Source organism: Noviherbaspirillum suwonense (assembly GCF_900182955.1).
GTDB lineage: Bacteria > Pseudomonadota > Gammaproteobacteria > Burkholderiales > Burkholderiaceae_D > Noviherbaspirillum_A > Noviherbaspirillum_A suwonense.
The window spans coordinates 254301-264133 of sequence record NZ_FXUL01000005.1 but is presented as its reverse complement, the minus strand read 5'-3'; the positions used below and the strand labels follow the sequence as shown (position 1 = coordinate 264133).

The 9833-nt window shown below is 69.7% G+C and carries 6 protein-coding genes; 4 read left to right on the top strand and 2 right to left on the bottom strand.

Translation table 11 applies throughout. The features are described 5' to 3' along the window. Positions 1-9: 9 nt before the first annotated feature. Together QOL82_RS09910 and QOL82_RS09905 are read left to right on the top strand one after the other, a co-directional pair. A complete protein-coding gene (locus QOL82_RS09910; protein ID WP_283442084.1) occupies positions 10-1689 on the top strand; it encodes a type I secretion system permease/ATPase in 1680 nt (559 codons plus the stop codon). Positions 1690-1700: 11 nt separating this feature from the next. Next, entirely contained in the window at positions 1701-3029 is a 1329-nt protein-coding gene (locus tag QOL82_RS09905; protein ID WP_283442083.1) for an HlyD family type I secretion periplasmic adaptor subunit, read from the top strand. Positions 3030-3053: 24 nt separating this feature from the next. On the opposite strand, the gene QOL82_RS09900 is transcribed toward QOL82_RS09905, so the two are convergent. Both QOL82_RS09900 and QOL82_RS09895 read right to left on the bottom strand, forming a co-directional pair. Continuing rightward, complete coding sequence (locus tag QOL82_RS09900; protein WP_283442082.1) at positions 3054-4679, bottom strand: HAL/PAL/TAL family ammonia-lyase; 1626 nt, start codon at positions 4677-4679, stop codon at positions 3054-3056. A 43-nt stretch (positions 4680-4722) separates the two neighbouring features. After that, the gene (locus tag QOL82_RS09895; protein ID WP_283442081.1) at positions 4723-6000 is read right to left on the bottom strand and encodes an allantoate amidohydrolase; all 1278 of its coding nucleotides are present in this window, start codon (positions 5998-6000) and stop codon (positions 4723-4725) included. A 177-nt stretch (positions 6001-6177) separates the two neighbouring features. Between QOL82_RS09895 and QOL82_RS09890 the strand changes: the two genes are divergently transcribed. Both QOL82_RS09890 and QOL82_RS09885 read left to right on the top strand, forming a co-directional pair. Beyond that, a complete protein-coding gene (locus tag QOL82_RS09890) occupies positions 6178-6888 on the top strand; it encodes a GntR family transcriptional regulator (RefSeq protein ID WP_283442080.1) in 711 nt (236 codons plus the stop codon). Positions 6889-7148: 260 nt separating this feature from the next. Continuing rightward, positions 7149-9803 (top strand): bifunctional diguanylate cyclase/phosphodiesterase, encoded by a 2655-nt coding sequence (locus tag QOL82_RS09885; RefSeq protein ID WP_283442079.1) that lies wholly within the window; start codon positions 7149-7151, stop codon positions 9801-9803. The last annotated feature ends 30 nt before the right edge of the window (positions 9804-9833 follow it).

Here is a 9833-nt window from a genome sequence, read left to right as displayed (position 1 = left end):
GAGCGCCAGATGAACCTGCTGTGGACCGACCTGCGCCCCCTGCTGGGCTACCTGGGGCTGTTTTCCTTCTGCATCAACCTGCTGTACCTGGCGCCGGCGCTGTTCATGCTGCAGGTGTTCGACCGGGTGCTGCCGACCAACAGCCAGGAAACCCTGCTGGTGCTGCTGGCCGGCACCGCTGGCGCGCTCGTCGTCATGCTGCTGCTGGACTTCGTGCGGCACAGCCTGCAGGCGGTGCTCGGCAACCTGGTCGAGCAGCGGCTTGCGCCGACCGTGGTCTGCACCGTGGTCGAGCGCACGGCGCGCGCGCCGCATGCCGGCGGGCAGGAAGGCATACGCGACGTCGCCGCGCTGAAGAACCTCTTCACCTCGCCCGGCCTGACCGCGCTGTTCGACGCGCCGTGGGCGCCGATCTACCTGCTTGCCATCTATGCCTGCCATCCGATGCTGGGCATGGGCGCCGTGCTCGCGGTGGCGCTGATGCTGGCGCTGGCGTGGCTCAACGACAGGCTCAGCCGGCGCGCGCTCGAGGGCCTGCAGAAGGACGGCCGGCGCGCGTCGCAGTATGTCGAGAGCTCGCTGCGCAACGCCGAGGTGCTGCAGGCGCTGGGCATGACGCACAAGCTGCTGGCGCGCTGGCGCGCGCTGCAGGACGAGGTGACGGCGATGCAGGCCAGCGCCAGCCGCGGCAGCGTGCTGTTCGCCGCGCTGACCCGTTTCGTGCGCCAGGCGATCCAGATGCTGATGGTCGCGCTCGGCGCCTACCTGGTGCTGAGCCAGCAGGCGTCGGCCGGCGTGATGATCGCCACCACGGTGCTGCTGGGGCGCGCGATCCAGCCGGTCGAACAGGTCGTCGGCAGCTGGCGGATGCTGGTCGACGCCCGCGCCGCCTATCGCCGGCTGCGCGGGCTGATGGCCGAGGCCGGGCAGCGCGGCGAGCAGATGGCGCTGCCCGGTCCCGCCGGCCGCATCGATGTCGACAACCTGTCGTATCGCGCCGCCGGCTCCGACAAGCCCATCCTGTACAGCATCGCGCTGAGCCTGGCGCCCGGCGAGTCGCTTGCCGTGATCGGCCCGAGCGCCGCCGGCAAGTCGACGCTGGCGCGGCTGATGACCGGCGTCTGGGCCGCCAGCACCGGCGCGGTGCGGCTCGACGGCGTCGATGTCGCCTGCTGGCCGCGCAGGGACCTGGGGCCGTGGATAGGCTACGTGCCGCAGGACATCGAGCTGTTCGACGGCACCGTGGCGGAAAACATCGCCCGGCTCGGACAGGTCGACGCCGAGGCGGTGGTGGCGGCTGCGGTGCGGGCCAATGCGCACGAGATGATCGTCGGCCTGGCCGCGGGCTACGACACCCAGGTGGGCGAGCACGGGCTGCGGCTGTCGCCCGGGCAGCGGCAGCGCATCGCGCTGGCCCGCGCACTGTATGGCGACCCGCGCCTGGTGGTGCTGGACGAGCCGAACTCCAACCTCGACGGCGCCGGCGAGGTGGCGCTGGCGCGCGCCGTCAGCGGCCTGCGCAGCCAGGGCGTGACGACCATCATCGTCACCCACCGGCCGTCGCTGATCGCGCATGTCGACAAGATCCTGGTGATGGACGGTGGCCGCGTCAAGCGCTTCGGCCCGGCGGCCGAGGTCATGAAGGAAATGCAGCGGCAGTCGCAGGCCGCGGTGGACAGGGCAGCATGAAAGGAGCGGACATGAGCAATGCAGTCAACGCGCGCGGCGCGGCGGCAATCCACGTGGCGCAGGGCCGGCGGCTGGGGCGGGCCGGCATCGCCATCGTGCTGGGAGCGCTGGTGCCGGTGGGCCTCTGGATGAGCCTGGCCGAATTGTCGATGGCCGTGGTGGCGCCGGCCTTTGTCAAGGTCGACCTGAACCGTCGCCCGGTGCAGCACCTGGAAGGCGGCATCGTGCGCGCGGTGCTGGTGCGGGATGGCCAGCGGGTCAAGGCCGGCGAACCGGTGCTGATGCTGGGCGACGTCGGCGTCGACGCCGACCGCAACCGGCTGGCCTACCGCGCCATGGTGGAACGGGCCGGCATCGCGCGGCTGGACAGCGAGCAGGTGCGCGGACGGCGCGTGCTGTTTCCCGCCGACGTGACGGAGGCGGCGCAGCGGGACGAACGCATACGGGATGCGCTGAAGAAGGAGGAAGCGCTGTTCGACGCCCGCCGCGACTCGCTGGAAAGCGAGGTCGCGCTGATGAAGAGCCAGCGCCAGCGCATCGACGACGAGACGGTGGCGCTGCGCGCGCAGATCGAGCAGGTCGCCAATTCCCTGGACCTGCAGCGGCGCGACCTGGAGGTCAACCGCGGCCTGCTGCGCGAGAACTTCATCTCGGCGGCAAAGATCTCGCAGCTGGAGGCCACGGTCGCCGACTATGCGTCCAAGCTGGAGGAGCGGCGCTCCGAGCTGGCGCGGGTGGGGCAGCGGCGCGGCGACATCGACCTGCGCATCAAGTCGCTGCAGAATGCCTACGTGCAGAACGCCAGCGACCAGATGAAGGTCAGCGCGGCGCGTTTGACCGAGATCGAGCAGGAGGCGCGCAAGACCGACGACGCCGCCGCGCGCCAGGTCGTGACGGCGCCGGCCAGCGGCGAGATCATGGACCTGAAGTTCACCTCGCCGGGCGCGGTGCTGCGGCCCGGCGACTCGATCGCCGAAATCGTGCCGGACGACGCGAAGCTGACGCTGGAGGCGCGCGTGCGGCCCGAGGAGATCAACCACATCCATCTCGGCCAGCTGGCCCGCATCAAGTTCACCGCCTTCCGCTACCGCAGCACGATGATGGTCGAGGGCCGGGTCAGCTACGTGTCGGCGGACCGCTTCGTCGACCGCGCCAGCAACCAGCCGTATTTCAGCGTGACCATCGTCACCGATGCCGCATCGCTGCTGGGCGCCGGCGACATGAAGCTGCAGGCCGGCATGCCGGCGGAGGTCTATATCGAAGGCTCCAGGCAGACGCCGCTGCAGTACATGGCCGAGCCGGTGATGGCGACGCTGCGCCGGGCTGGGCGCGAGCTGTAGCGCCTCGCCCGGCAAGAAAACCGGTCAGGCGAACCTGCCGACCTTCTGTTCCACCGCCTTGCGCACCGAGCCGCTCGTGACGAATGAATGCGCGACCTCGATGTCATTGTGGAACCAGCGGTCGCCGTCCAGGCACGCCGGTATCTGCCGGCGCACTTCGTCGTAGGCGGCCTGGGTGCCGGCGCCCAGCGCGACGCCGGGCAGCAGCGACTCGGTCATGGTCAGCGCCTGCGCGGCCAGCAGCATCTCGACGCCGACGATGTAGCGCGTGTTGGCCACCACCGTGGCCGCCTTGCGGGCGCACCAGGTCGAGTTGGAGATGTGGTCCTCGCTGTTGCCCTTGGACGGGATGCTGTCGACGCTGCCCGGCGTGCACAGCGTGCGGTTCTCCATCACCAAGGCGCTCATCGAGCATTGCACGACCGGGTAGCCGGTGTTGACGCCGCGGATGCCGGTCATCAGGTTGCGCGGCAGGCCCCATGACAGCGTCGGGTCGATCAGGCGCGCGATGCGGCGCTCGCAGATGCTGCCGAGGTCGGTCACCACCATGGCCAGCAGGTCCATCGCCTGCGCCAGGTACTGGCCGTGGAAATTGCCGCCCGAGATGATCTCGAAGCCGCCGCCGTCCTTGGGGAAGATCAGCGGATTGTCGGTGGCCGCGTTGATCTCGTTGCCGACGATGGTGTCGATATAGTCGAGCGCATCGAACACCGGGCCGTAGACCTGCGGCGCGCAGCGCAGCGAGTAGACGTCCTGTATCCGCGGCGTATAGGCGATGTCGGTGCGCCGCAGCTCGTCCGGGAACTGCACCGCGCGCGCCTCGTGCGTGGCGCGGGTGGAGCCGGCCAGCAGCTTCCTGACGATGGCCGCGGTCTTGATCTGGCCCGGATGCGGGCGCGCCTTGTGGATGCGCTCGTCGAAGCCGGCCATCTCGGCGCGCATCGCTTCGAGCGTCAGCCCCAGCGACACGCAGGCGTCGGCCAGCAGGTCGCGCGCGTCGGCCGCGGCCAGCACGGCCACCGCCAGCGAGACCGTGCAGCCATTGATCAGCGCCGACGCGTCCTTGGCCTGCAGGTCGAACTTCACCGGCCCGATGCCGGCCTCGGCGATGGCCTGCGCCGCCGGCATGCGGCGGCCGCGGTACATCACTTCGGCCTCGTCGAATCCGGCAATCGCGGCGGCCAGGTAGGCCAGCGGCGCGAGGTCGCCGGACGCGCCGACCGAACCCTTCTGCGGCATCACCGGGTGGATGCCGGCATTGACGAAGGCCAGCAGGCGGTCCACCACCTCGACGCGCGGCGCCGAATAATTGCTGGCGAAGGCATTGGCCCGCAGCAGCATGGTGGCGCGGCTGATTTCCTCGGAAAACGGCTCGCCCATGCCGGCGGCATGCGCGCGGATCATCTGGGTCTGGAACAGCGCGATATGGTCGACGCTGATGCGGGTGTCCTTCAGCAGGCCGACGCCGGTGTTGAAGCTGTACATCATCGGCGCTTCGTCATGCATCCAGTTGGCCTCGATATAGGCGCGGCTTTCCGCCAGCGCGTCGCGCGAGGATTGCGCCAGGCCGACCTTGATGGAAGGGTCGCGCGCCACGGCCAGCACCTGGTCCGCGGTAAGGGTGAAGCCGTCGATTAGGGTCTCGCTCATGCTGGTCCTTCTATGAAGTGGGTTGGGGTCGGGCGCCGGCAGCTCACTGCGGCTGGAAATGTTCGACGAAACGGCTGAAGACATCGGCCGCCGCCTGCGCGTCGCCGGCGGTCATGGTCTCGTCCGGATGGTGGCTGATGCCGCCGTTGCCGCAGCGGACGAACAGCATCGCGACGTCGGTCAGCGCGGCGATGGCCATCGCATCGTGGCCGGCTCCGGAAGGCAGGTGGCGCAGCGGCATGCCCAGCCCGGCGACGGCCTGGGCAAACTGCGCCTGCAGCCAGGGCGCGCAGGGCACGCTGGCGGCGTCATGGGTCTGGTTGATGTCGAGATGGACCTGGCGGCGCGCCGCGATCGCCTGCATCTCGCGCTGCACGTCGGCCACCGCGGCCTGCCGCACCGCGTCCTGCTCGGCGCGGATGTCGATGGTGAACACCGCATTGCCCGGCACCACGTTGGCCGCGCCGTTGGGCACCTCGAGCACGCCGACGGTGCCGACCAGTCCCGGCGTGCCGGAACAGCGGCGTTCTATGTACAGGCCGATCTCGGCCGCGGTCATCGCGGCGTCGCGGCGCAGGCCCATGGGCACCGTGCCGGCATGGCCGGCCAGGCCGGTAGCGCGCACCATGAAGCGGGTCGCGCCGGAGATGGCGGTGACCACGCCCACCGGCAGGCCTTCGTCCAGCAGCACCGGTCCCTGCTCGATATGCACCTCGACGAAGGCCAGCACCGCGTCGCGCGCATGGGCGGCGGCGGGCAGCGCGGCCGCATCGAAGCCGGCCGCGGCAATCGCCTCGCGCATGCTGATGCCGGCGTCGTCGCGCCGTTCCAGCACGCTGTAGTCGAAGGTGCCGGCGATCGCGCGGCTGCCCAGCAGCGTGGCCTTGAAGCGCACGCCTTCCTCTTCGGCGAAACCGATGACCTCGATCGCGTGCGGGAAGCGCCGGCCCTCGCGGTGCCAGCGCGCGATGCAGGCGATCGGCAGGATGATGCCGAGGTTGCCGTCGTACCAGCCGCCGTTGCGCACGGTGTCGAAATGCGAGCCGGTCAGCAGCGCCGGCGCATTGGGCGTCAGTCCCTCGTAGCGGCCGATGACATTGCCGGCGGCGTCGCGGCGCACGTTCATGCCGGCTTCCGTCATCCACTGCGCGAGCAGGGCGGCGGCGGCGTGGTGCGCGTCGGTCAGGTAGGTGCGGGTCATCATGCCCGGCGCCTCGGTGTGCTGCGCCAGCTGCGCTGCGCTGCGCATGATGGCCGCGCCGGTTTCAGCGGCTGCCGCCGGATTGCCTGCCGCGTTTGCTGTGTCTGTTCCGGAAATCATGGTGTCTCCTGGCTCGAATCTGGATTTGAGTATAGCCTATGCATGCAATTATTGTATACAAAAAGCGTGTACATCATGGATGCGGCGAGTCGGCGCGGCTGGTATAGTGACGGCAGCGCCGCGCGGGGCGCTCGGTCCCCGCCACTTAACCTTAACCGGATTTCGCCCAGCAAGCGCATGCCCAAGACAACCCCGCCCGACGACGATGGCAAGCTGCCGGCCCGCAGTTCGGCCGACATCGCCGAAGACATCGCCGCCGCGATTGCGGCGCGCAAGCTGCCGCCCGGCACCAAGCTGCGGGAAGAGGCGCTGTCGCGGGTGTATTCGGTCAGCCGCACCAAGATCAGGGCCGCGCTGCTGATCCTTTCCAAGGACAAGCTGATCAATATCGTGCCCGACAAGGGGGCATTCGTCAGCCAGCCGAGCGAGGCCGAGGCGCGCGACGTGTTCGCCACGCGCCGCATCATCGAGGCGGCGCTGGCTGCGCAATTCGTCGGCAAGGCGCGCCCGGCCGATTACGCGCGGCTGGAAAAGCACATACGCAGCGAGCGCGCCGCGATGGCGAGCCAGGACCCGAAGCAGCGCTCGCAGCTGCTGGGCGACTTCCACGTGCTGCTGGCGCAGGTCGTCGGCAACCATGTGCTGACCGAGATCCTGCAGGAACTGGTCGCGCGTAGCTCGCTCATCACCATGCTCTACCAGTCGGTGCGGGACGCCGCCTGCTCGTCGGACGAGCATGTCGCCTTCCTGAAGGCGGCCCGCGCCGGCGACAGCGCATCGGCGGTCGCGCTGATGCTGGCCCACCTGGACCACGTGGAAGCCGCGTTGCGCTTCGACGGCGGCGGCGAAACCGGTCCGCTGGACCTGGTCGCCGGCCTGCTGGCATGAACGCCGGCAGGAAGGGCTGGAAAGCTGGCAGGGAATCCATCGCCGGCTATCGTTGCGCGGATGCGACGAAACCGATGTCGTCCTCCCAACTAACCTGAAATCAGGCACCGGAAATGACTGAGTGTATTTCTAAAAGGAAATAGACTCGGCCTCCTCGACCCTCCATCAATTCATTTTTCCGGGCACGAAGACAGGGCCATCGACTTGACTATCTCTCCACTCGCTTCGAACAAGGCGCCGGCCCGTCCCCAGACATGGCGATGCTAGCGCGTCGCCTCGATTACCTGCGGGGCAACCTGAAGCTGCTGTTCCTGTGTCCTTGCCTTGTGCTGCTGACAGGCGCGGTCGCGTGGGCAATCATGGCGTCGATGCTGGCCGAAGAAAACGCCGCGCTGCGCGCCGCCACCGAGCGCGACGCGGTCATCCTTTCACGCCAGTACGCGCGCGAACTCGAACGCACGGTGTCGCACCTGGACCAGATCGCGCTGGGCTTCAAGTACCAGTGGGAACGGGCCTGCGACGCCGCCGCGCTGGCGCCGCAGGTCAGCACCGGCGTCTATCCGCCGGACGAGCGGCTCTACATCCTGCTGGTCGACCGCGATGGGCGGGTGCTGCATGCGACGCTGGACAAGGCCGACGCCGTCGACCTCTCCGGTCGCGATTATTTCAAGGCGCACAAGGCCGGCGGCACGCAGGGCCTGCTGATCAGCGGCCCGCTGCGGGGCCGCGTCACCGGCCGCGACGCCATGGTCTTCTCGCGCCGCGTCAATGCCGCGGACGGCGGCTTCGCCGGGCTGGTTCTGGTGTCGGTCGAGTCCGGCTACCTGGCGCCGCTGCTGGACGGTCGCGCCCTGCGGCCCGGCGATTTCCTGCTCGCCTGCAGCGCTGCCGGCGTCATCCACGCGCAGCAGGCGGACGGACAGGCCGCGGGCGCCGGTCGCGCATCGTCGCCGCCCGCCGGCGGCTGCGCGCCCGACGCCGCCGGCGCGGCCGGCGAACCGCCGCACTTCCTGGCCCGGTCGTCTGCCGGCGGCTATCCGCTGACCGCCGTCGCCGGACTGTCCGCCGCGTCGGCCATGGCGCCGTGGATGGCAATGCAGGCGCGATTCGCGCAGGTGAAACTGGGCGTTGCCGCGCTGCTGGCCCTGCTGGGCGTGGCCGGCATGGCGATCACGGCGCGCCTGCTGTGGCGCAGGCTGCAGGCGGAAGAAGTGAAGAACACCTACCGGATGGCGGTGGACGCCGCGCGCGAGGGCTTCTACATGGTGCGCCCGGTCCACGACGCCGCCGGCGCCATCGTCGACTTCGAGGTGGCCGACTGCAACCAGCGCGGCGCCAGCTACTACGGCCTGGACCGCGGCCAGCTGCTTGGCCGGCGCTTCGGCAGCTTCGCCTACCCCGGCGCCTACGTGCAGGAAGTCATACGGCTGTTCGCCGGGGCGATGGAGACCGGCTATCACGAGGATGAATTCCAGGCGCCCGACAGCAGCCCGCTGCAGCCGCGCTGGCTGCACCGCCGCCTGATGCGCTCGCAGGACGGGCTGGCCGTCACGCTGCGCGACATATCGGACCTGAAGGCGCAGGAGCAGATGCTGTCGCGGCTGGCGAACGAAGACCAGCTGACCGGGCTGCCGAACCGCAACTGGCTGGCCGGCTACCTGCCCGACGCGCTGGCGGCGGCGCGCGCCGGCGGCGAGCGGCTGGGCCTGCTCCTTGTCGACCTCGACAATTTCAAGGACATCAACGATGCGCTGGGCCTGGCCGTCGGCGACGCGCTGCTGCAGTCCGTCGCGCAGCGGCTGCGGGAACGGCTGCCGGCCGGGCATTGCCTGGCGCGCCTGGGCGGCGACGAATTCGCCGTCGTCATGCCTGCCGCCGGATGCCGGGAGCAGGCGGCGCAGGCCACCGCCGCGATGCTGGAAGCGCTGGACGCGCCGATCGAGCTGGCCGACGGAAGCCGCCACGCGGTGCGGGCCTCGATCGGCGGCAGCATGTTCCCCGAGGACGGCGGCAGCGCCGACACGCTTCAGCGGCATGCCGACATCGCGCTCTACGAGGCCAAGGCGCGCGCCAGGGGCAGCTTCCTGTTCTTCCATGCCGAGTTTTCGGAACGGCTGCTGCTGCGCCTGGAGCGCGAGCAGGCGCTGCGGGCGGCGATTGCGCGGGATGAGTTCGTGCTTCATTACCAGCCCCGCGTCGACGCGATGACCGGCGAACTGCGGAGCATGGAGGCGCTGGTGCGCTGGCAGCATCCGCAGCGGGGCGTGGTGCCGCCGCTGGAGTTCATCGAGACCGCCGAGCGCACCGGCATGATCGTCGCGCTCGGCGAACTGGTCATCATGAAGGCCTGCGCCCAGATCGCCGCCTGGCAGGCGCAGGACCTGCGGCTGGTGCCGGTGTCCATCAACGTGTCGCCGCGCCAGTTCAGCGAAAAATCGCTCGGCCCGATGTTCGCCGAACAGATCGCGCTGCACCGGATCGACGCCAGCCTGGTGGAAGTGGAAGTCACGGAGTCCGGCATCATGGCCGACACCGACGAGATTGCCGCCAACCTGGCGCTGCTGGAGCAGCTGGGCATACGGCTGCTGGTCGACGATTTCGGCACCGGCTATGCGTCGCTGTCGCAATTGCAGCGGCTGCGCCTGGACGGGCTTAAAGTGGACCGTTCCTTCACGACCGCGCTGGCGCGTGGCCGGGAAGGCGAGGTGTTCTACCGGGCCATCGTCTCGATGGCCCATGCGCTGGGGATGAGCGTGGTTGCCGAAGGCGTCGAGACCGCCGCCGAGCTGCAGGTGCTGCAGAAGCTGGGCTGCGACGAGATCCAGGGCTACCTGGTGTCGCGCCCGGTGCCGGCGGACGAGGTCGCCGCGCTGATGGAGCGGCGCTACCTGTTTCCGCACAAGGCCGCGGCCTGATGCCTGATGCCTGATGCCGATAATTGCGCG

What these genes read in the sequence shown, in the direction of transcription:
- QOL82_RS09895 (WP_283442081.1), bottom strand. Translation starts at nt 6,000, where the DNA reads ATGATTTCCGGAACAGACACAGCAAACGCGGCAGGCAATCCGGCGGCA.
- QOL82_RS09905 (WP_283442083.1), top strand. Translation starts at nt 1,701, where the DNA reads ATGAGCAATGCAGTCAACGCGCGCGGCGCGGCGGCAATCCACGTGGCG.
- QOL82_RS09890 (WP_283442080.1), top strand. Translation starts at nt 6,178, where the DNA reads ATGCCCAAGACAACCCCGCCCGACGACGATGGCAAGCTGCCGGCCCGC.
- QOL82_RS09885 (WP_283442079.1), top strand. Translation starts at nt 7,149, where the DNA reads ATGCTAGCGCGTCGCCTCGATTACCTGCGGGGCAACCTGAAGCTGCTG.
- QOL82_RS09910 (WP_283442084.1), top strand. Translation starts at nt 10, where the DNA reads ATGAACCTGCTGTGGACCGACCTGCGCCCCCTGCTGGGCTACCTGGGG.
- QOL82_RS09900 (WP_283442082.1), bottom strand. Translation starts at nt 4,679, where the DNA reads ATGAGCGAGACCCTAATCGACGGCTTCACCCTTACCGCGGACCAGGTG.